General features: G+C 72.9%; 26 protein-coding genes. 8 read left to right on the plus strand and 18 right to left on the minus strand.

From position 1 onward, the window contains the following. Positions 1-148: 148 nt before the first annotated feature. Positions 149-853: a GntR family transcriptional regulator gene (locus ACIQD7_RS28960; RefSeq protein WP_161371867.1), complete on the minus strand. Its 705-nt coding sequence runs from the start codon at positions 851-853 to the stop codon at positions 149-151. Positions 854-933: 80 nt separating this feature from the next. After that, on the minus strand, positions 934-2,295 hold the full coding sequence (locus tag ACIQD7_RS28965) for an aspartate aminotransferase family protein (protein ID WP_401503293.1): 1,362 nt from the start codon (positions 2,293-2,295) through the stop codon (positions 934-936). A gap of 133 nt (positions 2,296-2,428) precedes the next feature. On the opposite strand from ACIQD7_RS28965, the gene ACIQD7_RS28970 reads away from it, so the two are divergent. Together ACIQD7_RS28970 and ACIQD7_RS28975 are read left to right on the plus strand one after the other, a co-directional pair. Further along, positions 2,429-3,034, plus strand: a complete 606-nt coding sequence (locus tag ACIQD7_RS28970; RefSeq protein WP_121829787.1) for a DJ-1/PfpI family protein — start codon at positions 2,429-2,431, stop codon at positions 3,032-3,034. Next, positions 3,031-3,516, plus strand: a complete 486-nt coding sequence (locus ACIQD7_RS28975) for a MarR family winged helix-turn-helix transcriptional regulator (RefSeq protein WP_121829788.1) — start codon at positions 3,031-3,033, stop codon at positions 3,514-3,516. Before ACIQD7_RS28970 ends, ACIQD7_RS28975 begins: the two co-directional genes overlap by 4 nt. Here ACIQD7_RS28975 and ACIQD7_RS28980 read toward each other — a convergent pair. Further along, the gene (locus tag ACIQD7_RS28980; protein WP_121829789.1) at positions 3,458-3,904 is read right to left on the minus strand and encodes a hypothetical protein; all 447 of its coding nucleotides are present in this window, start codon (positions 3,902-3,904) and stop codon (positions 3,458-3,460) included. The two genes, ACIQD7_RS28975 and ACIQD7_RS28980, sit on opposite strands and share 59 nt — an antisense overlap. Before the next feature lie 156 nt (positions 3,905-4,060). Here ACIQD7_RS28980 and ACIQD7_RS28985 point away from each other — a divergent pair, with 156 nt between their 5' ends. Both ACIQD7_RS28985 and ACIQD7_RS28990 read left to right on the plus strand, forming a co-directional pair. After that, positions 4,061-4,897 carry a helix-turn-helix transcriptional regulator gene (locus ACIQD7_RS28985; RefSeq protein ID WP_402445395.1) on the plus strand — a complete coding sequence of 279 codons (837 nt, stop codon included), beginning with the start codon at positions 4,061-4,063 and terminating at the stop codon, positions 4,895-4,897. Next, on the plus strand, positions 4,894-5,133 hold the full coding sequence (locus tag ACIQD7_RS28990) for a DUF397 domain-containing protein (protein WP_402445397.1): 240 nt from the start codon (positions 4,894-4,896) through the stop codon (positions 5,131-5,133). The genes ACIQD7_RS28985 and ACIQD7_RS28990 overlap by 4 nt, the downstream gene beginning before the upstream one ends. 159 nt (positions 5,134-5,292) lie before the next feature. On the opposite strand, the gene ACIQD7_RS28995 is transcribed toward ACIQD7_RS28990, so the two are convergent. The 4 genes from ACIQD7_RS28995 to ACIQD7_RS29010 all read right to left on the minus strand — a co-directional run bounded on the left by ACIQD7_RS28995 (position 5,293) and on the right by ACIQD7_RS29010 (position 9,109). After that, positions 5,293-6,183 (minus strand): glycoside hydrolase family 19 protein, encoded by an 891-nt coding sequence (locus ACIQD7_RS28995; RefSeq protein ID WP_402445399.1) that lies wholly within the window; start codon positions 6,181-6,183, stop codon positions 5,293-5,295. A gap of 194 nt (positions 6,184-6,377) precedes the next feature. Continuing rightward, complete coding sequence (locus ACIQD7_RS29000) at positions 6,378-7,322, minus strand: FG-GAP repeat domain-containing protein (RefSeq protein WP_402445401.1); 945 nt, start codon at positions 7,320-7,322, stop codon at positions 6,378-6,380. A gap of 171 nt (positions 7,323-7,493) precedes the next feature. Beyond that, positions 7,494-8,126, minus strand: a complete 633-nt coding sequence (locus ACIQD7_RS29005) for an AAA family ATPase (protein ID WP_390755663.1) — start codon at positions 8,124-8,126, stop codon at positions 7,494-7,496. Positions 8,127-8,167: 41 nt separating this feature from the next. After that, a complete protein-coding gene (locus tag ACIQD7_RS29010) occupies positions 8,168-9,109 on the minus strand; it encodes an NADP-dependent oxidoreductase (protein ID WP_402445403.1) in 942 nt (313 codons plus the stop codon). A gap of 269 nt (positions 9,110-9,378) precedes the next feature. On the opposite strand from ACIQD7_RS29010, the gene ACIQD7_RS29015 reads away from it, so the two are divergent. Next, positions 9,379-10,971, plus strand: coding sequence for a PstS family phosphate ABC transporter substrate-binding protein (locus ACIQD7_RS29015; RefSeq protein ID WP_402445404.1), 1,593 nt, complete (start codon positions 9,379-9,381; stop codon positions 10,969-10,971). Here ACIQD7_RS29015 and ACIQD7_RS29020 read toward each other — a convergent pair. After that, complete coding sequence (locus ACIQD7_RS29020; protein ID WP_391165766.1) at positions 10,968-11,336, minus strand: hypothetical protein; 369 nt, start codon at positions 11,334-11,336, stop codon at positions 10,968-10,970. The two genes, ACIQD7_RS29015 and ACIQD7_RS29020, sit on opposite strands and share 4 nt — an antisense overlap. Before the next feature lie 216 nt (positions 11,337-11,552). Between ACIQD7_RS29020 and ACIQD7_RS29025 the strand changes: the two genes are divergently transcribed. Continuing rightward, positions 11,553-13,451 carry a protein kinase gene (locus ACIQD7_RS29025; protein WP_402445406.1) on the plus strand — a complete coding sequence of 633 codons (1,899 nt, stop codon included), beginning with the start codon at positions 11,553-11,555 and terminating at the stop codon, positions 13,449-13,451. 70 nt (positions 13,452-13,521) lie between these two features. On the opposite strand, the gene ACIQD7_RS29030 is transcribed toward ACIQD7_RS29025, so the two are convergent. Then, on the minus strand, positions 13,522-14,805 hold the full coding sequence (locus tag ACIQD7_RS29030) for an adenylosuccinate synthase (RefSeq protein WP_121829798.1): 1,284 nt from the start codon (positions 14,803-14,805) through the stop codon (positions 13,522-13,524). Between the two features lie 143 nt (positions 14,806-14,948). On the opposite strand from ACIQD7_RS29030, the gene ACIQD7_RS29035 reads away from it, so the two are divergent. Beyond that, the gene (locus ACIQD7_RS29035; protein WP_402445408.1) at positions 14,949-15,731 is read left to right on the plus strand and encodes a diacylglycerol kinase; all 783 of its coding nucleotides are present in this window, start codon (positions 14,949-14,951) and stop codon (positions 15,729-15,731) included. A gap of 11 nt (positions 15,732-15,742) precedes the next feature. Here ACIQD7_RS29035 and ACIQD7_RS29040 read toward each other — a convergent pair whose 3' ends face one another. The 4 genes from ACIQD7_RS29040 to ACIQD7_RS29055 are packed head-to-tail and all read right to left on the minus strand — an operon-like array spanning position 15,743 to position 17,869. After that, complete coding sequence (locus ACIQD7_RS29040; protein WP_402445410.1) at positions 15,743-16,261, minus strand: GNAT family N-acetyltransferase; 519 nt, start codon at positions 16,259-16,261, stop codon at positions 15,743-15,745. Next, positions 16,258-16,683, minus strand: a complete 426-nt coding sequence (locus ACIQD7_RS29045) for an arsenate reductase ArsC (RefSeq protein WP_402445411.1) — start codon at positions 16,681-16,683, stop codon at positions 16,258-16,260. The genes ACIQD7_RS29040 and ACIQD7_RS29045 overlap by 4 nt, the downstream gene beginning before the upstream one ends. Continuing rightward, a complete protein-coding gene (locus tag ACIQD7_RS29050) occupies positions 16,680-17,486 on the minus strand; it encodes an aquaporin (protein ID WP_402445413.1) in 807 nt (268 codons plus the stop codon). The genes ACIQD7_RS29045 and ACIQD7_RS29050 overlap by 4 nt, the downstream gene beginning before the upstream one ends. Continuing rightward, on the minus strand, positions 17,486-17,869 hold the full coding sequence (locus tag ACIQD7_RS29055; RefSeq protein ID WP_391055435.1) for a metalloregulator ArsR/SmtB family transcription factor: 384 nt from the start codon (positions 17,867-17,869) through the stop codon (positions 17,486-17,488). The genes ACIQD7_RS29050 and ACIQD7_RS29055 overlap by 1 nt, the downstream gene beginning before the upstream one ends. A gap of 85 nt (positions 17,870-17,954) precedes the next feature. On the opposite strand from ACIQD7_RS29055, the gene ACIQD7_RS29060 reads away from it, so the two are divergent. Further along, the gene (locus ACIQD7_RS29060) at positions 17,955-18,374 is read left to right on the plus strand and encodes an ArsI/CadI family heavy metal resistance metalloenzyme (RefSeq protein WP_402445415.1); all 420 of its coding nucleotides are present in this window, start codon (positions 17,955-17,957) and stop codon (positions 18,372-18,374) included. Positions 18,375-18,389: 15 nt separating this feature from the next. Here the strand turns inward: ACIQD7_RS29060 and ACIQD7_RS29065 are convergent, their stop codons facing one another. The 5 genes from ACIQD7_RS29065 to ACIQD7_RS29085 all read right to left on the minus strand — a co-directional run bounded on the left by ACIQD7_RS29065 (position 18,390) and on the right by ACIQD7_RS29085 (position 23,907). Then, complete coding sequence (locus tag ACIQD7_RS29065; RefSeq protein ID WP_402445417.1) at positions 18,390-19,562, minus strand: serine hydrolase domain-containing protein; 1,173 nt, start codon at positions 19,560-19,562, stop codon at positions 18,390-18,392. Between the two features lie 189 nt (positions 19,563-19,751). Then, complete coding sequence (locus ACIQD7_RS29070; RefSeq protein ID WP_402445419.1) at positions 19,752-20,954, minus strand: cytochrome P450; 1,203 nt, start codon at positions 20,952-20,954, stop codon at positions 19,752-19,754. A 9-nt stretch (positions 20,955-20,963) separates the two neighbouring features. Beyond that, a complete protein-coding gene (locus ACIQD7_RS29075) occupies positions 20,964-21,626 on the minus strand; it encodes a response regulator transcription factor (protein ID WP_121829805.1) in 663 nt (220 codons plus the stop codon). Further along, positions 21,623-22,936 (minus strand): sensor histidine kinase, encoded by a 1,314-nt coding sequence (locus tag ACIQD7_RS29080; RefSeq protein WP_402445420.1) that lies wholly within the window; start codon positions 22,934-22,936, stop codon positions 21,623-21,625. The genes ACIQD7_RS29075 and ACIQD7_RS29080 overlap by 4 nt, the downstream gene beginning before the upstream one ends. Before the next feature lie 104 nt (positions 22,937-23,040). Next, a complete protein-coding gene (locus ACIQD7_RS29085) occupies positions 23,041-23,907 on the minus strand; it encodes an alpha/beta hydrolase family protein (RefSeq protein ID WP_390755665.1) in 867 nt (288 codons plus the stop codon). Positions 23,908-24,000 lie beyond the last annotated feature (93 nt).

A 24,000-nucleotide genomic window follows, 5' to 3' on the forward strand; every position in this document is an offset into this window, starting at 1 on the left:
TCGCTCTCCGTCAGTTGCAGGGACGGCCAGGGTAGTCGGATCGTCCGACGACGCCCACCCGCTGAGGACCTGCCCCCGGAGACGGGCCCTCAACCCGCCGGGCCCCGCCCCGGTGTCCCCGCCGGACCCGCTCCCCACCGTCCCCGTCCTACCGGCCGCGTCGCTCCAGGAGCTCCAGCCGGTCCGCCCACTCCAGGGCGTGCGCGTTGTACTCCCGTACGACCGTCACGGCCGCCTCCGCGTCGCCGCGGGTGACCGCGTCGACCAGGTCCACGTGGCCGCTCCACAGCCAGCCCAGGAGGTCCCGCTCGGAGCGCAGGTGGGGCACGGAGAAGGCCCAGGCCTGGACGCGGAGCCGGTGCAGGAAGTCCGCGAGGTGGTCGTTGGCGGCGATCAGGCGGCCCAGCTCGCGCCAGTAGCGGATGTCGTAGCCGATGAGGACGTCCAGGTCACCGGCGCGGGCGGCGCGGGCGGCGGCCTCGCCCCGGCGGCGCACGGAGACGAGCGCGACCCCGATGCCGAGTTCGGGGGCCGGGGGCCGGGCCCGGTCGGCGCGGCGGCGGAAGATGCCCTCGACGACGAGCATCCGGGCCTCGACCATCCGCCGGTAGTCGTCGACGGAGTACTGGTGGACGCGGAAGCCGCGGTGCTGGTCGGAGTCGAGGAGGCCCTGCGCGCAGAGGTCCACGAGGGCTTCCCGCACGGGCGTGGCCGAGACGCCGTACTGCTCCGCGATCTGCTTGACGGTGAACTCCCGCCCGGCCTTGAGACGGCCCGCGAGCACCTCGTCACGCAGCGCGTCCGCGATCTGTTGTCGCAGGGTGTTGCGGGTGACGCCTCCGCTCTCGGGCATGGTGGTGGGTCCCCTCCGTCCGGCTGCGGACACCCTAGTCCAGACGGAGGGAACCTCTCCGGTACGCGTGCGGGCCGAGGTCAGACGGTGTGCTCGTCGGCCACCGAGAGGGCCGCGTCCAGGGCCGCGAGCCCCTCCTTGGCCTCCGCCTCGGAGACGTTGCAGGCGGGGACGGCGTGGGTGCGGTTCATGTTCACGAAGGGCCACAGGCCGTGCTTCTTCGCGGCGGCGGCGAAGGCGGCCATGGGCGCGTTGGCCTCGCCGGACGCGTTGTACGGGACGAGCGGCTCGCGCGTCTCCCTGTTCTTGACCAGGTCGAGGGCCCAGAAGACGCCGAGGCCGCGGACCTCGCCGACCGAGGGGTGGCGCTCGGCCAGCTCGCGCAGGCCGGGGCCGAGGACGGTCTCGCCGATGTGCGCGGCGTTCTCGACGACCTTCTCGTCCTCCATCACGTGGATGGTGGCGACGGCGGCGGCGCAGGCCAGCGGGTGGCCGGAGTAGGTCAGGCCGCCGGGGTACGGGCGCTTGTCGAAGGTGGCGGCGATCTCGGCGCTGATGGCGACGCCGCCGAGCGGCACGTAACCGGAGTTCACGCCCTTGGCGAAGGTCAGCAGGTCGGGCACGACGTCGAAGTGCTCGGCGGCGAACCACTTCCCGGTGCGGCCGAAGCCGGCCATGACCTCGTCCAGGACGAAGACGATGCCGTACCGGTCGCAGATCTCGCGGACTCCGGCGAGGTAGCCGGGCGGCGGGGTCATGATCCCGGCGGTGCCGGGGACGGTCTCCAGGATGATCGCGGCGATGGTCGCCGGACCCTCGAAGGCGATCGTGTCCTCCAGGTGCTGGAGGGCCCGCGCGCACTCCTCCGCCTCGGTGGTGGCGTAGAAGGGCGAGCGGTAGAGGAAGGGCGCCCAGAAGCGCACGACGCCCGCGGAGCCGGTGTCGGAGGCCCAGCGGCGCGGGTCGCCGGTCAGGTTGATCGCGGTGGAGGTGGCGCCGTGGTACGAGCGGTAGGCGGAGAGCACCTTGGTGCGGCCGGTGTGCAGCCGGGCCATGCGGACGGCGTTCTCGACGGCCTCGGCGCCGCCGTTGGTGAAGAAGATCTTGTCCAGGTCGCCCGGGGTGCGCTCGGCGATGAGGCGTGCGGCCTCGGAGCGGACGTCCACGGCGAAGGCGGGCGCGAAGGTGGCGAGCTTCCCGGCCTGCTCCTGGATCGCGGCGACGACCTTCGGGTGCTGGTAGCCGATGTTGGTGTAGACGAGGCCGCTGGTGAAGTCGAGGTAGCGGTTCCCGTCGTAGTCCCAGAAGTACGAACCCTCGGCGCCGGCGACGGCGAGCGGGTCGATCAGGCCCTGGGCGGACCAGGAGTGGAACACGTGGGCGCGGTCGGCGGCCTTGACGGCGGCTCCGGCCCGCGGATCGGGTGCGGCATGAGGGGTCATGCGGCCGAGGGTAAGGAACCGCAGGTGGGAAGGGCCATGGCCATCTTGTCCACCGAGACCGGGAGGGACGCGACACGTTGTTCTCCCGACCCCCACCCTTGACAGCATGCTGTCGAGATGACAGTCTGCTGTCATGACAAACGAGAGCGGCACCCGCATCGTCCACCTCGCCGTCTACGACACCCTCGCGGACTGGGAGACCGGCCACGCCACGGCCTGGCTCGCCCGCGCGGGACACACCGTCAGGACCGTCGGCCCGGTCGCCGGCGAGCCCGTCACCACGATCGCCGGGATCCGGATCGTCCCCGACCTGGCCCTCTCCGACCTGCGCCCCGAGGACAGCGCCCTGCTGATCCTGCCGGGGGCCGAGAAGTACGACGAGGGCGACGAGCTGGCCCCCTTCGCCGCCAAGGCCCGCGCCTTCCTCGACGCCGGGGTCCCGGTCGCCGCGATCTGCGGCGCGACGGCGGGCCTGGCCCGCGAGGGCCTGCTCGACGACCGCCGCCACACCAGCGCGGTCTCCTTCTACCTGGCCGCCACCGGCTACAAGGGCGCCGAGCACTACGTCGACGCGGACGCGGTCCGGGACGGCGACCTCATCACGGCGGGCCCGACCGAGCCGGTCGCCTTCGCCCGCGAGATCTTCGCCCGCCTCGGCGCGTACGAGGGGAAGCGGGACGCCTGGTTCCGCCTCTTCCACGACTCGGACCCGGCGGCCTTCGCCGAGCTGAACGGATGAGCCGCGAGGAGCAGGACGCCCTGTCCCGCACGGCCCTGGGCGTCTTCCGGCTGAACGGCCAGTTCCTCGCCGTCTCGGAGAAGCTGGCCGAGCCGGCGGGCCTGACCGCCGCCTGGTGGCAGGTCCTCGGAGCCGTACTCCCCGAGCCCCTGCCGGTCGCCGGGATCGCCCGCGTCATGGGCATCACCCGGCAGAGCGTCCAGCGCGTGGCCGACCTCCTCGTACGGGAGGGCCTGGCGTCCTACGAGCCGAACCCGGCCCACCGCCGCGCCAAGCTCCTCGCCCCCACGGACGCGGGCCGGGCGGCGGTCCGCCGCGTCGACCCGGGCCACGCGGAGCTGGCCGCGCTCCTCCTCCGGGAGCTGGGCGGCCAGGAGGCCTTCGACGAGACCGTACGGGTCCTGGAGCGCCTCTCCCGGGCCCTCACGGCTCTGGAGGACTTTGAGCCGGGAGCAGCGGACGCCGCTCCATCAGCTCCGTGACCGCGCTCCTCAGCAGCAGCGGATGCACGAACCGGTCGGGCCCCGTCGGCGGGCACCGCCACGCGAGCGGCCAGGTCCGACCGGTCAGCGCGGGCACCGGCACGTAGCTCACGTGCGCGGGCCCCGCGTTGAAGCGGGTCACCCCGCGCGGCCACGCCTTGCGCGCCGTCGTCCCCGGCGGCACCAGGAAGTAGACCCCGCGCCGCCCGTTCGCCTCGATGACGACCGGCCCCGGGTCGCCGTCGGTGAGCGCCTCCATCCAGTCGGCCAGCCGACGCCCGTCCTCGCCGTCCACCCGAACGGCGTCGAATTGTACGCCGGCCTTACGGAGTTGGAATCCGGAAACTGGAATCCAATCCACGTTTACTTCCCGATTCTCTTCAATCACGAGGACATGTTCCCGCGCCGAAGCTAGCGTTTTCCACGACTGCTGACGGTGCGTCGGCATTCTGTCGACCTGCGTCAACGCAGCTTGAATGCAGTCGAATTGGGCGGGGAGCAGTTGAGACCGGTTGAGACCGGTTGAGTTCGAATGGGGAGCGCGATGGTGCGAGCGGAGAACAAGGAACCGTTGGGTCCGGCGGCGCGGATGGCGGCGTCGCTGACCAAGAGAATGCGCACGAGGAAAGGAATGACGCAGGAGCAGCTCGGTACGGTGATGGGTTATACCGGCGCGGCGATCAGCGCGGTGGAGCGGATGATCCAGCCGGTGAGCGACGAAATGCTCGTACAGCTCGAACAGGCGCTGAGTAGCGGGACAGGTGTCTTCGAGGAGCTGCGGGAACTCGTACGGCTGGAGAAACTGCCGGAACAGTTCCGGGGGTACGCGCCGATCGAACAGAAGGCGGTGGCGCTGTGGCTGTACGCGAACCACGTGGTCCACGGCCTCTTCCAGACGGAGGCGTACGCGCGGGCGCTGATCGCGGGCGGGTACCCGGAGCCCACTCCGGAGCGGACCGAGGAGCTGGTGGTCGGCCGGATGGCGCGGAAGGTGCTGTTCGACCGGAAGCCGGTGTGCGAGATCGAGCTGATCCTCGACGAGTCGGTGCTGAAGCGGCCGTTCGGGGACAACGAGGTCATGCGGGAGCAGCTGGAGTACTTGGCGGAGTGCGCGCGGAGGAGGAACGTGAACCTTCAGGTGCTGCCCATGGACGCGGGGCTGGACGGAGAGTACGCAGGTGCGCACGGCGAGCTGAACATCGTGGAGACCTCGGCCCACGACCGGGTGACCTACCTGGAGGTGCAGCGAGAAAGCCTGCTGATCACCGACCGGGCGAAGGTAAGTGGGCACATGCAGCAGTATGCGAAGATCCGAGCACAGGCCCTGGATCCGCGCAGGTCGCTGGGCTTCATCGAGGAGTTGGCGGGAGTACGGAGATGAACGACACCCTGCAGTGGTTCAAGTCGAGCTACAGCGACAGCGGCGGCGGCAACTGCGTCGAGGTGGCCTTCACGTGGCGCAAGTCCTCGTACAGCGACGCCAGCGGCGGCAACTGCGTGGAGGTCGCCACCTGCACGCACGCCGTGCACCTGCGGGACTCCAAGCAGCAGGACGGCGGGCCCACGTTCGCCGTGGAGCCCGCCGCGTGGAGCGAGTTCGTCGCCTGGCAGAGCTGACGGCGCGGCGCTCACCGTCGTCGGCTGCGTCGCCACGGCGTTGAGGGCGAGGCGGTTCCGAGGGCGGGGTCGTCAAGTTCGTCGCCCTCTTCCCGTGACGCCGAGAGGGGCCGGTCCCGCTGTCGCGCGGACCGGCCCCCCGACGTACCCGTGCGGACGTCAGCAGTACAGGTTCGCCCCGGTGGGGACGCCCAGGATCTGGGTGTACTGCTGGTACTTGGTGACCCGGCTCTGCACCTGGGCCGGGTTGCCGCCGTTGCACTCCAGGGTGCCGTTGATCGAGCGGATCGTCTCGCCGAAGCCCGCGCCGTTGACCATGGCGTTGTGGCCGGTCATCGTGCCGGGGCCGTTCTGGGTGTTCCAGTACCAGAGGCCGGTGGCCATGGCGACGGCCGGGTCCTGCTCGACGCGCCAGGGGTTGTTCAGGAGGTCGATGCCGAGGGCGTCACCGGCGGCCTTGTAGTTGAAGTTCCAGGAGAGCTGGATCGGCCCGCGGCCGTAGTACGCGGCCTGGCCGGCGGGGCAGCCGTAGGGCTTCCCGGCGTCGCAGTAGTGCGGGTAGTTGGCCGTGTTCTGCTCGACGATGTAGTAGAGCCCGGCGGTCTCGTGGGAGACGTTGGCGAGGAAGGCCGCGGCCTCCTGCTTCTTCACCGTGTCACTGCCGGTGTTGGCGAAGGCGGGGTACGACTTGAGGGCGTTGACCAGGCCCGCGTACGTGTAGAACGGGTTCCGGTTCGGGAACATCTGGTTGAACTGGGCTTCGGAGACCACGAAGCCGTTGTTCTGGCCGCCGTCGCCACCGCCGCCGGTGCCGCAGGCGCCCTCGTCGCGCCAGACGTCCGAGGAGCCGGGGCGCTCGTTCTGGGTCCACCACTTCGCGTACCAGTTGCGGCCGTTGTACGAGGCGGTCTTGCCACCGGTGTAGACGGTGGAGGAGTTCCAGGCGGTCACACAGGCCGGGGCGGCGCCGGCGCTGGTCGCGGGGAGCAGTACGGCGAGGCCTACGGCCGTACAGAGCGCGGCGAACAGGGTGAGCAGCTTGCGGAGCATCGCTCGTCCTTCCGGGTGGGGGGGTCCGGGTTCGGGAAGGGCCAGCGAAGCGTGATTGGTCTGGACCTGTCAAGGTCTAGACCAGAAATCGTGACAGTGGGGCGGGGCACGGGAAAGGCCCGGGGGACGGAGACCGTCCACCCGGGCCTGTCGCTCACGGCACTTTCGTACCGATCAGCTCGACTTCACACCGCTCAGAGCAGGTTGAAGACCTGGTAGCCGAAGCCGATCTTGACCGGCGCCTTGTACGGGGCCGCGGCGTTGCCGGTGCCCGAGTAGCGGAACAGCTCGCCGTTCGTCTTGCGGGCGATCAGGTCCGTCTTGCCGTCGCTGTCGAGGTCACCGACGGAGAGCAGGCGGTCGTAGATGTTCCAGCCGGCGCCGACCTTCGTGCGGGCGGTGAAGGGGGCCTTGTAGTCGCCCGTGCCCTTGTACAGCCACAGGACACCGGAGGTGTCCTTGGCGACGATGTCGGCCTTGCCGTCACCGGTCAGGTCGCCCTGGCCCGCGATCTGGTTGTAGGCCTGCCAGCCGCCGCCGACCTTGGTGCGCGGGGTGAGGCGACCGTCCGGGTAGGAGAGGTAGCTCCACAGGACACCGGCCTTGTCGACGCCGATGAGGTCGGCCTCCGGGGCGCCGCCGATGCTGCCCGGCGAGAGGACGGTGCTGTAGATGTTCCAGCCCGTGCCGACGTTCCTCTCGAAGTACTCCTCGCCGACGAAGCCGGTGAAGTCCAGCCGGCCGTTCTTGTAGAGGGCCCAGCTGCCGTCCTCGAAGCCGTCCTTGTCGTTGTCGACGTCGATCCAGTCGGCGAACTCGGAGAAGTCGATCTCCAGGTTCTCACCGGGCTGGAAGCCGCCGGTGAAGTTCGGCACGTAGAGGTGCAGGTCGCCGTTCTTCTTGTTGACCGCGTTCATGATGAAGGTCGGCGTGTTGACCACGTCGTCGTTCGTGCCGAACGCGCCCGCCTTCGGGGCCTTCGCGGCCTGCTGGGCGGCGCCGGCCTCGGCGCGGGCCTGGCCGGGTCCGACCGGAGCGCCGGCGGCGAAGGCCGTGCCCGCGGCGGTCGCCGCGGCGACGGTGACGGCGGTGGCTACGAGCGCCCCCCGGAGCACGTGCCTGCGTCGGTTCTTGATCATGGAGATGTCCCCCCTGCGTCATTCATCGGCGGCGCGTGGTGCGAACCGCCGGTGATCCGAAGCCTCTCACACGAGCTTCACCGAACGCACAGGAGATCCCTGTCACTTGCGCCCCATCCGGCCTCTTCTTGATCGCCTGGGGGCGGGGGCCGGGTGATCCGGGGCCGGGGGTCAGTCGAAGCGGATGTGCCTGGCCCCGGTCGCCGCCCGGCGCAGGCGGGCGCGGAGGGCGCCGTCGGTGTCGGGGGCGAGGGCGAGCCCGGCCGAGGCGGCGATGCGGTCCGCGACCCGCGGGACCGTGAGGCGGTCGGTGCGGACGTGCTCCGAGAAGGCCTCGCCGCTCAGACGGTCCAGGCACAGGTCGATCCTGGACACGGCGAAGCTCTCCCGCCGGAGCGGGGCGTCCTTCCCCGCCAGGAACCGGACCGCGTGCCCGAAGCCGCGCTCGCGCAGCCGCCGCAGGACGGTCTCCCGCTCGGCGAGGAGCGCGAAGTGCCGCACGTCGTGCCCGGCCCCGCGCAGGCGCCCGACCGTCTCGTCGAAGTACCGGGGCTCCACGACCGTCATCGGCACGATCACCACGCCCGGGTGCTTCCGGAGGGCCAGGTCCAGGACCTCGTACACGCCCTGCCGCCAGGCCGGGAAGTCCTGGAAGTCGCCCCGGAGGCCCGGGGGCGCCATGCGGTGCAGGCCGAAGCCGACGTGCTCGGGGTCGCAGACGACGCTCCCCGGCAGCCGCCTGCGCAGCTCGTACGCGGTCTGCGTCTTGCCGCCGCCGAACGGTCCGTTGATCCAGATCAGCATTCCCCGACCCTAGGGCCGGACGTACCGGTCGGGGCGCGCGGTCAGATCAGCAGCACGATCCGCCCCGGCCGGTGCCCCGCCTCCGCGCGGCGGTGGGCCTCGGCGGCCGAGGCCAGGGGGACGATGTCCGCCGTCCGGGTGGTCAGCTCGCGGGCGGCGACGCCGTCCAGGATCGCCTTCAGGCGGGCGGCGTCCGGGCGGGGGCGGATCGCGGTGACGTCGATGTCCCGGACCCGGTCCGGCAGCTTCTCGCCGGAGGCCGAGACGAAGGTCCCGCCGTCCCGCAGGGCGGGCAGCAGCGGGGCGCCGATGAGCGCGGCGTCCAGGACGGCCGCGACCCCCTCGGGGACGTGGGCGCGCACCTTGGCGACGACGTCCGCCGGGTCGCCGCGCGGGATCAGCTCCTCGGCCCCGAGCCGGAGCAGCTCGTGCCGGTCGTCCTCCTCGGCGAGGGCGACCACCCGGTACCCCGCGGCGGCGGCGTGCTGGACGGCGAAGCGGCCCACCACCCCGCCGGCCCCGCTGACCAGGACCGGGGAGCCCTCGGGGAGGTCCAGCTGGTCGACGGCCTGGTAGGCCGCGAGGGCGGAGAGCGGCACCGAGGCGGCCGTGGTGAACTCCATGTCCTCGGGGATCGGCGCCAGCCACTCGGGGTCGGCGCGGATCACCTCCGCGTACGAGCCCTCCCCCGTGCCCTCCGTCACCCAGGGGATGAAACCGGCCACCCGGGTCCCCTCGGGGAGGCCCGGCGCGGCGTCCAGGAGCACGCCCGCGAAGTCGAAGCCGAGGACGAAGGGCGGGGCCAGCTCGCCCAGGAAGGCGGCCCACTGCCCGGAGCGGATCCTCAGGTCCGCCTGGTGCACGGCGGCGGCCTTGAGCCGTACGCGCACCCGGCCCGGGACGTCGCCGGCCTCCGGCTCGGGACGGTTGGCGATCCTGAGGACCTCGGGTCCGCCGTAGGAGATCACTTCGACGACGCGCATGGGGCACTCCTGCACTGCTCGTGTACCGCTTCGTGTACTGCTCGTGTACTCCTCGTACGGACGCCCCCTCGTGGCCATTACACAGAGGCTCCCCACCCCCGGCAACCGCTGATGGCCCGCCCGCGCGACGCTCCGGGAAGGCGACCGGGAGGGTCATCGGGCAGGGCGTCGGGAACGCGGCCGGAATCCGGCTTGCGGAAGGAAGAACACCGGGTGACGGGTGGCGACGTCCGCCACGGAACCGCACACGCGTCCGTACCGTCGCGCGCATGGACTGGCTCACCTCCGAGAACCTCATCGCCGTGGTCACCGCGCTCATCGGCGTCCTCGTCTCGATCGGTGTCGCCTGGTACCAGTGGTGGGTGCTGCGCCAGCGGCGGATCGGCTACCGCATCCAGCTGGACACGGCCATCGGCGCCGGGGCGAACGGCGCCGCCGGGGCCGCCACCGGCACCGGCGCGGCCGTGCGGCGCGGCTACTTCGACGCCAGCCCCGGCCTGGAGGACGCCACCCTCGTCCTGCTCCGGATCGAGAACGACGGGGCCCTGTCCGTCGCCCACGAGCACTACACGGACGGCGACGACCACGGGCTCACGGTGGAGTTCGAGGGGCGGCACGTGAAGGCGGTCGTCGTCACCGCCCCCGACCACCCCCGGCTCCTCAGCCACTTCCCCGACTCCTGGACGGGCCCCGCCGAGGGGGCCACCAGCATCGCCCTGCCGAAGGTCCCGCTCAACCGGGGCGCCTACTACAAGCTGCTCGTCCTGCTCGGCGGCGGCCCGATCGGCGGCGGGGTCACGGTCGACGGCAGCATCACCGAGGGCCGCGTCCACCCCACCCGCAGCATCACCCCCGACGACAAGCCGCCCGTCTTCAGCCGGGCCGCGCTGTTCGTCACGGTCGGCCTCACCGCCTGCGTCGTCGCCCTCGCCGCGATCATCGTCCGGGAGGAGGTCCCGCCGCCGATCGGCTGCGCCCGGGGCACCCTCACGGTCACCGGCTCGACGGCCTTCGCGCCCGTCGCGAGGGAGGTGGCGCGGCAGTACGAGAAGGACTGCGCGGGCGCGACGGTGCTCGTGGACGCGCACGGCTCGGCCACCGGCATCCGGGCCCTCGACGCCGCCGGGAGGAAGGCGGCCGCGGCGAAGAAGGGTCCGCCCGCCGTCGTCGCGCTCTCCGACGGGCACAAGCCGAACGGCCACCCGGAGCTGCGGGAGACCCCCGTCGCCGTCTCCCTCTTCGCCCTCGTCGTCCACGACGGGACGTCCGTCGCCAACCTGAGCCGGGAGCAGATCCGGGGCGTCTACCGGGGCGACATCACCAACTGGAGCGTGCTCGGCGGCCCGAACCTGCCGATCCGGCTGGTGAGCCGGAACGCCGGATCTGGCACGCGGGAGGTCTTCCAGCGCCGGGTCCTCGGGGAGAACGAACCGGCCCACTCCTCCCTCGACTGCGAGCACCGCGACGACCCCCGCGCGCGGGTGACCCGCTGCGAGCTCGACTCCACCGAACAGGTCCTGGACACCGTCGCCCGCCTCCCCGGGGCCATCGGCTACGGCGAACTGCGCGCGAGCGGCGGCGTGAAGGGCCTGCACCGGGTGGCGATCGACGGCCGCGAAGCCGACGCGGACACCGGTACCGGTGCCGGTACCGGCATCGACGGGCCGGGCGCGTCCGGGTACCCGTACCGGGAGATCGAGTACGCCTACACCTGGGGCGAGCCCCCGACCGGCTCCCTGACGGCCCGCTTCCTCGCCTATCTCACCCGGGGCGGCGGCCAGGACCTCGTCCGCGTCCACGGCCACCTGCCCTGCGCCACCCCGAAGGGGCTGCGGGCCTGCGGGGACGGACAGGCCTTCTAGGTCCCGTCGGGCCGGTCGGTGCCGGTATCTTCGAGCGGCTCTTCCCCTCCGTGGGCGGCGGCGAAGCGGTCCAGCTCGGCGTCGTACCGGTCGGCGTCGAAGTGGGAGTCCGGGGGCAGCCGCACCCGGATGTCGTCCGTGTTCTCCCACGTCCACACCACCAGGCCGCCGCGGCGCTCGACGGTCACGAAGACGCCCCCGCAGCAGTCGGTGACGCAGTGGTTGTTCGACAGCTCGAATCGCCTCGGTTCGGCGCCGGCCCTCAGCGGCCACGTCCCGGGCGGGCCGGTCAGCATCTCCCGGTGGAGGCTCGCATCGCTGCCGGGATGGATCGCCTCCACGACGTCCACCCCGTCGACCGCCACCCGGATCCGCGCCGACGGCCGCCACGACCCCGGTTCCGCGGGGACGAGGCGGAGGGAAAGGACGTCGAACGGCTCGGAAGGATCGGAAGACCCGGAAGGGACGGAAGAGGCGGAAGGATCGGAAGGATCGGAAGGGTCCATCACCCCATGGTCACACCTCCGGACCTCCGGACCTCCGGCCCCCGGGCACGGGCGGGTCTGGCATTCTCTGACGACGTGGAGCCATTGAACGCGGAAGACCCGGTGCGCATCGGCCCGTTCCGACTGATCGGCCGCCTCGGGGTCGGGGGGATGGGCCGGGTGTTCCTGGCGCGCTCGGCCGGGGGCCGGACGGTCGCCGTGAAGGTGGTGCACGCGGAACTGGCCGCCCGGGACGAGTTCCGGCGCCGGTTCGCCCGCGAGGTCGCCGCCCTGGAGCGGGTCGGCGGCACGGGCACGGCGCCCGTGCTCGGCTCGGACACCGACGCCGAGGCGCCCTGGGTCGCCATCGGGTACGTGCCGGGCCCGTCGCTGCGGACGGTGGTGGGCGACGAGTACGGGCCGCTGCCGACCGAGACCGTACGGACCCTGGCGGCCGGGCTCGCCCGCGCCCTCGGCCACATCCACACCGCCGGGCTCGTCCACCGCGACCTCAAGCCCTCGAACGTCCTGCTGACCGTCGACGGACCGCAGCTCATCGACTTCGGCATCGCCCGCGCCGTCGACACGGTCGCCGAGGGCGGCGACCTCACCACCACCGGGGCCGTCGTCGGCTCCCCCGGCTTCATGTCGCCGGAGCAGGTGCGCGGCGAGCGCCTGACGCCCGCGTCGGACGTCTTCTGCCTGGGCTCGGTCCTCGTCTACGCGGCGACCGGCCGCGCCCCGTTCGGCTCGGCGGACAGCGGCGTCCACGCCACCATGTTCCGCATCGCCCACGACGAGCCCGACCTGACGGACCTGCCGCCCGCGCTCTCCGGGGTGATCCGGGCCTGCCTCGCCAAGGACCCGGCGGCCCGCCCCTCGACCGGCGAACTCGTCGAGGCCCTGCCGGTCGCCGATCCCTGGCTCCCGGCGGACGTCCTCGCCCGGCTGGGGCGGCACGCGGCGCGCCTGCTCGAAGCGGAGGCGGTTTCCGGCGGCGAGGGCTCCGGCGGTACGGCCGCCGGGGATCCGGCTCCCACCGGAAGCACGGGAAGCACCGGGGCCGGCGGGGGCCCGACCGTCACCCCGCCCCGCCCCCGGCGCCGCCGGACCCTGCTCGCCGCCGTCACGGTCCTCGCGGTGGCGGCCGCCGCCACCGTCACGTACACCGTCTGGCCCGGCACCGGCGCCGACGGGAAGGAACGGGCACAGGGGAAGGGGAAGGAGCGGACGGGCGGCACCTCCCCCGGCCCCGCCGGGATCGTCCCGGCGGCCTTCCTCGGCGCCTGGGAGGGCGTGCTCCAGGGCGGGGAGGACCACCCGAGGGAGACCGCCCGCATCGAGATCACCCAGGGCCCGGCCGGCGCCAAGAACGCCGTCTACGTCCAGGTGTCCGAGAGCCGCCTGTGCATGGGCCGCTCCCGGCTCGTCTCGGCCGACGAGGACGAGGTCGTGTACGGCGAGTCCGACGTGACGACCAGCGTGCCCGCCGCGCGCTGCACCCCGGCGGCCCACCAGACCCTCGCCCTGCGCTCCCCCGACGTCCTGGAGTGGACCTCGGGCGCCGCGAAGGCCACCTTCCGCAAGTCCCCCACCGGCACGTCCGTCGTCCCCGCCCGCCTCCTCGGCGAGTGGCGGAACGTCCCCCGGCCGGAGGTCTACGGCGACCAGGACGGCCGGTACGGCTCGTGGGTGACGGTCACCCAGGGGCCGGTCGGCACCCGGGTGGTCCGCTTCCGGGACGTCTTCCCGCGCACGGACGAGGACGGCGCCCCCACCCCCGAGACGATCTCCTGCGGCTCCACCGCCGTCCTCGGCGGCACCGGAAACCTCCTGGTGATCGGCCCCCAGGTACGGGACCCGGCCGCCTGGGACTCGGAGTGCGCCGAGAACGGCTCCAGCTACCTCCAGCTCGTGAAGTGGAAGGGCGAGGACCGGCTCCTGGTCTACCCGATGGTGGACGCGGAGCCGGGCGAGTACCAGCGGCGGTCCTAGAACGGGCGAGGGCCCGCGCCCCGGTCGGTGACCGGGAGGCGGACCCTCGCGCGTGCTCCTTCTGGAAGTCCTACAGGAAGGAGTTGATCTCGATCGTCTCGGTGCGGCCGGGGCCGACGCCGATGGCGGAGATCGGGGCGCCCGACATCTCCTCCAGGGCCTTCACGTACGCCTGCGCGTTCTTCGGCAGGTCCGCGAAGGTCTTGGCCTTGGTGATGTCCTCGGACCAGCCCGGCAGCATCTCGTAGACCGGCTTCGCGTGGTGGAAGTCGGTCTGCGAGTAGGGCAGCTCCTCGACGCGCTTGCCGTCGATCTCGTACGCGACGCAGACCGGGATCTGCTCCCAGCCCGTCAGCACGTCGAGCTTGGTGAGGAAGAAGTCGGTCAGGCCGTTGACGCGGGTCGCGTAGCGGGCGATGACCGCGTCGAACCAGCCGCAGCGGCGGTCGCGGCCGGTGGTGACGCCGCGCTCGCCGCCGATGCGGCGCAGGTCCTCGCCGTCCTTGTCGAAGAGCTCGGTCGGGAACGGACCGGCGCCGACGCGGGTCGTGTACGCCTTGAGGATGCCGATGACCCGGGAGATCTTCGTCGGGCCCACGCCGGCGCCGGTGCAGGCGCCGCCCGCGGTCGGGTTCGACGAGGTGACGAAGGGGTACGTGCCGTGGTCGACGTCGAGCAGGGTGCCCTGGCCGCCCTCGAAGAGCACGACCTTGTCCTCGTCGAGCGCGTTGTTGAGGATCAGGGTGGTGTCGGCGACGTACGGCTTGATCTGCTCCGCGTACTGGAGCATCTCCTCGACGATCTGCTCGGCCTCGATGGCCCGCCGGTTGTACAGCTTGGCGAGGAGCTGGTTCTTCCCCTCCAGGGCCGCTTCGACCTTCTGGGTGAGGATCGACTCGTCGTACAGGTCCTGGACCCGGATGCCGACGCGGTTGATCTTGTCGGCGTAGGTCGGACCGATGCCACGGCCCGTGGTCCCGATCTTGCGCTTGCCGAGGAACCGTTCCGTCACCTTGTCGAGGGTGACGTTGTACGGGGTGATCAGGTGGGCGTTGCCACTGATCAGGAGCTTCGACGTGTCGACGCCGCGCTCGTTCAGTCCGCTCAGCTCGGAGAGCAGGACCGCCGGGTCGACGACGACACCGTTTCCGATCACCGGGGTGCACCCCGGCGAGAGGATTCCGGAAGGGAGAAGATGCAGCGCGTACTTCTGGTCGCCTACGACGACCGTGTGGCCGGCGTTGTTGCCGCCCTGGTAGCGCACCACATAGTCAACGGATCCACCGAGCAGGTCGGTGGCCTTTCCCTTGCCCTCGTCACCCCACTGAGCACCGAGCAGCACAAGTGCGGGCACAGGCGTACACCCCTTCCGGGTGGGGCATGTCCAAGGTCAGGGGGCGTACGCCGCCTCACCGGTGTGCCCCGGAATAGACGAAGCCCCTGGCGCAATAGCGCAAGGGGCTCTTGCACAAAGATGCTACCCGAGGAAGGACCGAGGTGTCGGATCACGACCAGCTGCTGGTCATCGTCGACCCGGTCGCCCGCCGAAGTGACGGCGAGTCCGTACGGATCGCGAAGGATGTCCTGCTCGCGGGCGCGGAGGCGAAGATCTGCCTGCCGGACGGCCCGGAGGAATTCTCCCGGGCCCTGGCCAGGCGCGGCTCCCGGCGCCCCGTGCTGCTCGGGGACGACCGGGCCCTGCTGCGCACGGTGGCGCTGCTGCACCGCGAGCGGGAGCTGGCGGAGGGGGCCCTGTCCCTGGTCCCGATCGGGGCCCCGGAGTCCCTGGAGGTGGCGTACGCGCTCGGCGTGCCGCGCTCCACGCCGACGGCGGCGCGGGCGGCCCTGGAGGGGGCGGTGCGCCGGCTGGACCTCCTGGTGGACGACAGCGACGGCGTCGTCCTGGGTGACCTCCTGGTCCCGGCCGCCCCCGCCCCGGCCCCGGTGGCCCCGTCGGTCTGGGGCACCTGCCGGTCCCTGGTCCGCACCCTGGTGCCCCCGGCGGTCCGCCTCCACCCCCTGCGGGTCGAGGCGGACGGCGTCCTCCTGGCGGACGTCGACGTCCCGCTGGAGGCCCTGACGGCCCGCTCGGTCGCCGGCACGGCCGAGGTGACCGTCCACCCCCCGTCCTCCCCGCCCCGCCGCGCCACCGCCCGCACCCTCACCGTCTCGGGCCCGGACTTCCACTACCGCGCGGACGGCCGCCTCTCGGGGCCGGTGCGGCGGCGGACGTGGACGGTGCGGGAGGGGGCGTGGGGGTTGAGGCTGCCGAGGGTGTGAGCACCGCTCTCCTAAAGCGGGTGTTCCCCGGTCCCGACGACCGGGCTGCGCCGTTCGAGCAGGACGACGTCGCGCCAGGTGCCGTGGTGGCGGCCGAGGCGTTCTCGGGTGCCGACGGTGCGGAAGCCCGCGCGGTGGTGGAGGGCCAGGCTGGCGGTGTTCTCGGGGAAGACCCCGGACTGGACCGTCCAGACGCCGGCCGCGTCGGTGGAGGCGAGCAGGGCGGTGAGCAGGGCGAGGCCGACGCCCCGGCCCCGGGCGTCGGGGTGCACGTAGACGGAGTGCTCGACGACGCCCGCGTAGGCGCAGCGGTCCGAGACGGGGGTGACGGCGGTCCAGCCGACGACGCCGTCCGCCCGGTCCAGGGCGACGAAGCGGTGCTCCGGGAGGTGGGAGGCGTCGAACTCGGGCCAGGTGGGCGCGGTGGTCTCGAAGGTGGCGTCGCCGGTCGCGATGCCGAGCCGGTGGATCTCCAGGACCCGGTCGGCGTGCTCGGGGCGCATCGCGGCGAGGCGGACGGCGGCGCTCATGCGCGGGCCTCGACGCCCAGCTCCGCGAGCAGGTCGCGGACGTGCCGCTCGATGGCGTCGCGGATGGGCCGGACCGCTTCCACGCCCCGGCCCGCGGGGTCGTCCAGCGTCCAGTCGAGGTAGCGCTTGCCGGGGAAGTACGGGCAGGCGTCGCCGCAGCCCATGGTGACGACCACGTCGGAGGCCCGTACGGCCTCGGCGGTGAGCACCTCGGGGGTCGCGGCGGCGATGTCGACGCCCACCTCGGCCATGGCCGCCACGACGGCCGGGTTCACCGCGTCGGCGGGGGCGGACCCGGCGGACCGGACCTCGACGCGGTCGCCGCCGAGGCGGGCGAGGAGGGCGGCGGCCATCTGCGACCGCCCGGCGTTGTGGACGCAGACGAAGAGGACGGAGGGGGGCGGGGCGGGGGTCATGGTCATGTGGGTACTTCCCGGGGCGGAGCGGGGGCGGGTGCGGGTGCGGGCCCTGATTGGGGGGCGCGGCCGGTTTCCGGAGTGCGGCCGACTTCCGGGGTACGGCCGGTTTCCGGAGTGCGGCCGGCTTCCGGATTACGGCCGAAGAGCGCGGTGGCCAGGACGACTCCCGCTCCGGCTCCCAGGAGCTGGGACGCGACGAAGGGCGGTACGGAGGCCGGGGCGATGCCCGCGAAGGTGTCGGAGAAGGCCCGGCCGACGGTGACGGCCGGGTTGGCGAAGCCGGTGGACGAGGTGGCCCAGTAGGCCGTGCCGACGTAGGAGGCCACCAGCACCGGGGCGAGGTGCCGCCGTCCGGTCCGGCCGAGGCCGAGGACCAGGAGGACGAGGCCCCCGGTCGCGACGGTCTCGGCGAGCCAGAGGTGGCCGGCGGACCGGTCGTGGGCGGAGGGGGAGACGAGGGGGCCGGCGAACATGGCGTGGGCCAGGACCGCGCCGCCGACGGCTCCGAGCGTCTGCGCGGGCAGGTAGGCCGCGACGTCGCGCGGCGCCGGCCCGGTGCCGTCGCGGCGCCCGGTCCACCACAGGGCCAGGGTCACCGCCGGGTTGAAGTGGGCGCCGGAGACCGGTCCGAGCAGGGCGATCAGCACGCCGAGGCCGAAGACGGTGGCCAGCGCGTTGGCGAGCAGCCGGACGGCGACGTCCTGGGTCAGCCCGGCGGCCTGGATCCCGGAGCCCACGACGACGGCCACGAGGGCGGCCGTGCCCACCAGCTCGGCGAGCGCGCGGCGCCGCAGCGGCGCTTCCATCAGGGCGTTCCGGCGGGCACGGCGTCGGAGGGGGCCCGGAGCAGGGAGGAGAGCCGGGCGAGGGCGGCGGGCAGGATCCAGTAGTAGACCCAGGTGCCCCGGCGCTCGGAGCCGACCAGGCCGGCGTCGCGCAGCACCTTCAGGTGGTGGGAGATCGTCGGCTGCGAGACGTCGAACGGGCCGGTGAGGTCGCAGACGCACGCCTCGCCGCCCTCGTGCGAGGCGATCAGCGAGAGCAGGCGCAGCCGCACCGGGTCGGACAGGGCCTTGAACGTCTTGGCCAGGTCGACGGCGGAGGCCTCGTCCAGCGGCTCCCGGACCATCGGCGAGCAGCAGACCGCCGTCCCGTCCGGCTCGGCCAGGGGCAGTTCCCATTTCGACATGCGTCAATATTGACAGTCATCTATCCCGGTGACAACCTCGACTCCACCGAGCCATATCGACAGCCATCGAAACAAGGAGACGGTCATGTCCCGCGTCCAGCTCGCCCTGCGCGTCCCCGACCTCGAAGGATCGGTCGCCTTCTACTCGAAGCTCTTCGGCGTGGAGCCCGCCAAGCGCCGTCCCGGCTACGCCAACTTCGCCGTCACCGAACCGCCGCTCAAGCTCGTCCTGATCGAGGGCGGGGCCGGCGAGGACACCCGCCTCGACCACCTCGGCGTCGAGGTCGAGACCACGGCCCGGGTCACCGCGGCCGCCACCCGCCTGAACGACGCGGGCCTCACCACCACCGAGGAGAACGACACGTCCTGCTGCTACGCCCTCCAGGACAAGGTCTGGGTCACGGGCCCCGGCGGGGAGCCGTGGGAGATCTACACGGTGAAGGCGGACGCCGACACCCTCACCAAGGCCACCGAGGCCACGTCCGCCTGCTGCACCCCTGCCTAGAGGGTTCCTCCCGACTCACACCACCGACCTGCGCACCGCCTCGGCCAGCGCGGCCGCGCGTACGTCGTCCGGCCCGCTGACGATGTGGTTCATGACGTACCCGAAGGCGATGCCGTGCTCGGGATCGGCGAAGGCGAGGGAGCCGCCTCGGCCGGTGTGACCGAAGGCGGTCGGGCCGGTCATGGGGGTGCCGTCCGTGGGCAGCATGTAGCCGGTGCCGAAGCGGCTGGGAACCAGCATCACCCGGTCTTCTCCGCTCGCCTGCTCCCCGGTGGCCGAGGCCAGGGTCTCCGGAGCGAGCAGCCGCACACCGTCCACCTCGCCGATCAGGGCCGCGTACATGCGGGCGAGGGCGCGTGCGGTGCCGATGCCGTTGGAGGAGGGGAGTTCGGCCGCCTGGACCTCGGGGGCGTCGAAGTCGATCGCGGCGGGGTCGGTGACCGCGAAGGCCCGGTTGCTCAGGGAGTTCGGGTCGCGCCAGGCGGCGACCTGTTCGCGGAGTTCGGCGGGTACGGACTCGACGGGGAGGGCGGTGAGATCGACGGCCGGCTGCCGGTACGCCATGCGACCGACCCGCTCGCGCTCGCCCGGCGGCAGGCCGATGAAGAAGTCCAGGCCCAGCGGCCCGGCGACCTCGTCGGCGAAGAACCGCCCCGGCGTCCGACCGGACACCCGCCGGACCACCTCACCGACCAGCCACCCCCAGGTCCGGCCGTGGTACCCGTGCGCAGCGCCCGGGGTCCACAGGGGGCGCTGGGCCGCCAGCGCCTCCGCCATGGGTTCCCAGGCCAACGCGTCCGCCAGCGGGAGCGGTCGGTCCAAGGCCACGAGCCCGGCCCGGTGGGACAGCAGCCAGCGCACCGGAATGTCCGCCTTGCCGTTCGCCGCGAACTCCGGCCAGTACTCCGCCACCGGCGCGTCGAGGTCCAGCAGACCGCGCTCGGCCAGCATGTGCGCGACGGTCGCGGTGGCGCCCTTGGTCGCCGAGTAGACCAGTTGCAGGGTGTCCCGCGTCCACGGACGACCGGTCTCGGCATCGGCGGTGCCGCCCCAGAGGTCGACGACCGGCCTGCCGTACCGGTACGCGCACACGGCCGCGCCGATGTCCCCACGCCGCTCGAAGTTCGCCGCGAACGCCTCGCGGACCGCCTCGAACCCGGGCGCCACCTCACCGTCGATCGTCGTCATGCCGCTCATCCTGGCAGCGGAGCCGCCCTCTCCGGAGGGCCATGGGCGTACCCGGAGCCAGAGACACCAGTGGCCTCACCGGCAGGGGTATGTGATCACGCGGCACGGCCCCGGGGTGGTTGTCCGCCCGATCGTGCCGGGCGGACAGATCGATCCCGGGTGAGGGAGCGCCCTTCCGCAAACCACCCCTCACACCTCCACCACCAACTCCTCGAACCCCCTGATCACATACCCCTCCCTCCGCACCGGCTCCGACACCAACCGCATCCCCGGTGCCCGCCGCAGCAGCTCCCCGAAGAGGGTCGTCAGTTCCAGGCGGGCCAGGGGGGCGCCCAGGCAGTAGTGGATGCCCGCGCCGAAGGTGAGGTGGGGGTTGTCGGGGCGGGTGAGGTCGAGGGTGTCGGTCGTGGGGCCGAAGCGGGAGGGGTCGCGGTTGGCCGAGCCGAGGAGGAGGGCGACCTCCGAGCCGCGGGGGATCAGCAGGCCGTCGATTTCGATGTCGTCGAGGACCCAGCGCTCGAACATCTGGAGCGGGGTGTCGTAGCGCAGGAGTTCTTCCACAGCTGTGGACAAGTTTTCGAGGCGCGGGCGGACGCCCTCCTGGAGGAGGATCCGCCAGCCGTTGACCGTGGTGTTGACCGTCGCCTCGTGGCCCGCGTTCAGGAGGAGGACGCAGGTCGAGATCATTTCCTGTTCCGTCAGCTCCGGGACGGCGAGGAGGGCCGAGATCAGGTCCGGGCCGGGGGTCTCGCGGCGCCGCGCGATCAGTTCGCGGAGGTAGGTCGAGAACTCGATCGACGCCTCCACCGCCCGCCTCGCCGTCTCCTCCGACGGGTTCAGCTCGAACATCCCGCAGATCGCCGCCGACCAGGGCCGCAGCCGCCCCCGCTCCTCGTCCTCCTCCGGGATCCCCAGCATCTCCGCGATCACCGCGACCGGCAGCGGTTCCGCCACCAGGGCCTGGAGGTCGCCGCCGCCCGCCGCCAGCAGGTCCCCGACCAGGCCGGCGGCGAGGCGCCGTACCGTCGGGGCCAGGTTCTCCACCGTCCTCAGGGTGAACGCCTTGGACACCAGACGGCGGATCCGGGCGTGGTCCGCGCCCTCCAGGTCCACGAGCCCGTGGTCGTTCAGGGTGTGGAAGGGCTCGTGCGCCGGGTCCGGGGCCTCCCGGCCGAACTCCTCGTGCGTGAAGCGGTGCGTGTACGTACGGCCCAGGCGCCGGTCCCGCAGCAGCGCCGAGACGTCCTCGTGGTGCGGGATCAGCCACTGGCGGGTCGGCTCGTGCCAGTGGGCGCGGCCCCCCGCCCGCAGCGCGGCGTAGGCCGGGTAGGGGTCGGCGACGAACTCCGGGGACCAGGGGTCGTACGCGGGGGCATCCATGGGGGCGTCCATGGGCGGACGCTACCCGCCCACCCGCACCAGCCCCGCCTCGTACGCGAACACCGCCGCCTGCGTCCGGTCCCGCAGGCCCAGTTTCACCAGGATCCGGCTCACGTGCGTCTTGATCGTGGACTCCGCCACGACCAGGTGGTCCGCGATCTCCGCGTTCGACAGGCCCTGCGCGATCAGCACCAGGACCTCCGTCTCGCGCTCGGTCAGCTCCCCGATCTGCGCCATCGCCGGCGGGCGCGGCGAGGCCCCCGGCGCCTTCGCGAACTCGGTGATCAGGCGCTTGGTGACGGTCGGCGCGAGCAGCGCCTCGCCCGCCGCGACGACCCGGACGCCGTCCGCGAGCTGCCGGGCCGAGGCGTCCTTGAGCAGGAAGCCGGAGGCCCCGGCGCGCAGCGCCTGGTACACGTACTCGTCCAGGTCGAAGGTGGTCAGGACCAGCACCTTCGCGTCCGCGTCGGCCGCGACGATCTCCCGCGTGGCCTCGATGCCGTTCAGCTCCGGCATCCGGATGTCCATCAGGACCACGTCCGGCCGGAGCGCCGCCACCTGGGCGATCGCCTCCCGGCCGTTGACCGCCTCGCCGACGACCTCGATGTCCGGCATCGCGCCGAGCAGCACCGAGAAGCCCTCCCGGACCATCATCTGGTCGTCGACGATCAGCACCCGGATCACTTCTCGGCCTCCTCGCGGCTCACGGGGACGAAGGCCGTCACCTCGTAGCCACCGTCCTCGGTCGCCTCGGCCGTCATCTCCCCGCCCAGCATCGTCACACGCTCCCGCATCCCGGTGATGCCGTGCCCCGCCCCCGGCGACGGCTTCACGAGGCCGCGCGCCGGGCCGTTCGCGATGCGCAGGCCCAGGCCGCCGAGCACGTACGACACCTCGACCTTCGCCGCCGCGCCCGGCGCGTGCCGCAGCACGTTCGACAGGGCCTCCTGGACGATCCGGTACGCGGACAGCTCCACGCCCTGCGGCAGCTCGCGCACCGCGCCGGTCACCGTCTTCTCGATGTCGAGACCGGCCTCCCGGACGTTGGCGACCAGCGCGTCCAGGTCGGCCAGGGTGGGCTGCGGGGCGTCGGGCGCCTCGTAGTCCTCGGCCCGGACGACCCCGAGGATGCGGCGCAGCTCGGTCAGCGCGGCGACCGCGTTCTCCCGGATGGTGAGGAAGGCCTGCTCCAGCTCCGGCGGCGGGTTCTCCACCCGGTACGGGGCGGCCTCCGCCTGGATGGCGACCACCGACATGTGGTGGGCGACGACGTCGTGCAGCTCCCGGGCGATCGTGGTCCGCTCCTCCAGGAGGGTCCGCTTCGACCGCTCCTGCTCGGTGACCGTCTGCTGGGCGGTGACCTCGCGGTCGGCCTGGCGGCGGATCTGGAAGACGGTGACGGTGAGCAGGACCAGGGCGGAGACGAAGAGCAGCGGGGCGGTGTCGGAACTGCGCCCGACGCCGAGGAACGCCTCCATGAAGAGGGAGAAGACCGCCGTCGCGATCCACATCCACGCCGCGGCGCGGGGCCGGGTGCGGAGCGCCACCACACCCAGGACCACCAGGTGCGTGACGAGCATCGCGTCCACCCAGGGCCAGCCCTCCCCGAAGCCGGTGACGTAGCCGATGAAGGGCGCCGCTCCGAGCGAGGCCCAGAAGGCCAGGATCGGCCGGACCAGGGTGAGCAGCACGATCACGGCGGGCACGGCGGCGGCCACGAACGCCAGGACGCCGAAGTGGTAGGAGATGCCGTCGTATCCCATGCCGAAGACGACCAGCGCCCAGAACGCGACGACCGCGTGCGGGAGCAGCCCCGCGTAGATCCGTATCCGCCTCGGCAGGAAGCGGGTCGGGCCGCGCTCCACGTCCATGCGCGGCAGCGGCCGGTAGGCGAAGGCGTCGTGGAAGAGTTCCTGCCGCAGCCCCCCGAGGGCCGCCTGCACCAGGCGGAACTCGGGGGCGCGGCTCGTCTCGGGGGTCTGTGTCTGAGTCACGCCGATTACGGTACGGGGGCCGCCGGGGCGGGTCGTCCCGCTCCGTACGGATCCTCCCCCGTCCGTCCTGAGTACTACGGAGGCGCCGGGATCCCCCGTGAAGGTCACCAGGCCAGCTGGGCGATCTCCTCCGCCACCACCGCGCACGCGTCCGTCGCCGGGTCGACGAGCGGGAAGTGGCCGGTCTCCTCCAGGAGCGTCAGGCCGACCGCCTCGCCCGCCTTCGCCGCCGCCTCCGCGTACGCGTCGGCCACCGCGTACGGCACGACGACGTCCTCGCGGCCCTGCACGACGGTGGTCGCGATCCCGGTCGGCAGGAGGGCGGCCGGGTCGGCGGAGGCCGCGCGCTCGCCGTACGCCTCCGGGCCGCCGAGCAGTTCGGTGACCGCGCCGCCGCACACCCCGAGCTCGACCGCCCGCGCGAAGTGGGCGATCGGGGCGAGGGCGACGACCCCGCGCAGCGGCGGCGGGGCCGGCAGCCGCCACGGGGACCCGGCGGGCAGCACGTGCCGGGCGGCGGCCCACAGGGCGAGTTGCCCGCCGGCCGAGTGCCCGGTGAGCACGATCCGGCCCGTGTCGGCCCGCGGCAGGTGCGCGGCGGCCAGCTCCGGTACGGCGTCCAGGGCGGCGGCCACGTCGTCGAAGGTCTCGGGCCAGCGCCCGGCGACCGGGGCCGTGCCGCCCTGGCGCGGCAGGCCGCCGCCGCGCCGGTACTCGACGCTGGCGACGGCGAAGCCGCGCCGGGCCAGGAAGTCGGCGAACGGCGACAGGTGCGCCCGGTCGTACGGCGCCCGCCAGGCGCCGCCGTGCAGGGCGACGACGAGCGGGGCCCGGTCGCGCCCGTCGCGCGGGGCGTAGAAGTCCACCACCTGGTCCGGGTGGTCGCCGTACGCGGCGGTGGCGTCCGGGGCGACGGCCGGGTGCGAGAAGGCCGACGCCTCTTCGGCGGCGTCGCGCGCGGCGGGATCCATGGCTGTTCCAACCTCTCGGGTACGGGGCCGAATTGGCCTGACCTGCGGGGACGGTACCAGGACCGGAGCCCCGCGGATCAGGTGGTCATCGGA

The sequence above is a fragment of the Streptomyces sp. NPDC093071 genome (assembly GCF_044754545.1).
Taxonomy (GTDB): Bacteria; Actinomycetota; Actinomycetes; order Streptomycetales; family Streptomycetaceae; genus Streptomyces.

Excerpts from the sequence above, each read along its gene's own strand:
- ACIQD7_RS29065 (WP_402445417.1), bottom strand. The coding sequence starts at position 19,562 with ATGACGACGATCGACGGTGAGGTGGCGCCCGGGTTCGAGGCGGTCCGC.
- ACIQD7_RS29070 (WP_402445419.1), bottom strand. The coding sequence starts at position 20,954 with ATGGACGCCCCCATGGATGCCCCCGCGTACGACCCCTGGTCCCCGGAG.
- ACIQD7_RS29010 (WP_402445403.1), bottom strand. The coding sequence starts at position 9,109 with ATGCGCGTCGTCGAAGTGATCTCCTACGGCGGACCCGAGGTCCTCAGG.
- ACIQD7_RS28975 (WP_121829788.1), top strand. The coding sequence starts at position 3,031 with ATGAGCCGCGAGGAGCAGGACGCCCTGTCCCGCACGGCCCTGGGCGTC.
- ACIQD7_RS28985 (WP_402445395.1), top strand. The coding sequence starts at position 4,061 with ATGGTGCGAGCGGAGAACAAGGAACCGTTGGGTCCGGCGGCGCGGATG.
- ACIQD7_RS28960 (WP_161371867.1), bottom strand. The coding sequence starts at position 853 with ATGCCCGAGAGCGGAGGCGTCACCCGCAACACCCTGCGACAACAGATC.
- ACIQD7_RS28965 (WP_401503293.1), bottom strand. The coding sequence starts at position 2,295 with ATGACCCCTCATGCCGCACCCGATCCGCGGGCCGGAGCCGCCGTCAAG.
- ACIQD7_RS29015 (WP_402445404.1), top strand. The coding sequence starts at position 9,379 with ATGGACTGGCTCACCTCCGAGAACCTCATCGCCGTGGTCACCGCGCTC.
- ACIQD7_RS29000 (WP_402445401.1), bottom strand. The coding sequence starts at position 7,322 with ATGATCAAGAACCGACGCAGGCACGTGCTCCGGGGGGCGCTCGTAGCC.
- ACIQD7_RS29050 (WP_402445413.1), bottom strand. The coding sequence starts at position 17,486 with ATGGAAGCGCCGCTGCGGCGCCGCGCGCTCGCCGAGCTGGTGGGCACG.
- ACIQD7_RS28990 (WP_402445397.1), top strand. The coding sequence starts at position 4,894 with ATGAACGACACCCTGCAGTGGTTCAAGTCGAGCTACAGCGACAGCGGC.
- ACIQD7_RS29005 (WP_390755663.1), bottom strand. The coding sequence starts at position 8,126 with ATGCTGATCTGGATCAACGGACCGTTCGGCGGCGGCAAGACGCAGACC.
- ACIQD7_RS29085 (WP_390755665.1), bottom strand. The coding sequence starts at position 23,907 with ATGGATCCCGCCGCGCGCGACGCCGCCGAAGAGGCGTCGGCCTTCTCG.
- ACIQD7_RS28995 (WP_402445399.1), bottom strand. The coding sequence starts at position 6,183 with ATGCTCCGCAAGCTGCTCACCCTGTTCGCCGCGCTCTGTACGGCCGTA.
- ACIQD7_RS29045 (WP_402445411.1), bottom strand. The coding sequence starts at position 16,683 with ATGACCATGACCCCCGCCCCGCCCCCCTCCGTCCTCTTCGTCTGCGTC.
- ACIQD7_RS29040 (WP_402445410.1), bottom strand. The coding sequence starts at position 16,261 with ATGAGCGCCGCCGTCCGCCTCGCCGCGATGCGCCCCGAGCACGCCGAC.
- ACIQD7_RS29055 (WP_391055435.1), bottom strand. The coding sequence starts at position 17,869 with ATGTCGAAATGGGAACTGCCCCTGGCCGAGCCGGACGGGACGGCGGTC.
- ACIQD7_RS28970 (WP_121829787.1), top strand. The coding sequence starts at position 2,429 with ATGACAAACGAGAGCGGCACCCGCATCGTCCACCTCGCCGTCTACGAC.
- ACIQD7_RS29060 (WP_402445415.1), top strand. The coding sequence starts at position 17,955 with ATGTCCCGCGTCCAGCTCGCCCTGCGCGTCCCCGACCTCGAAGGATCG.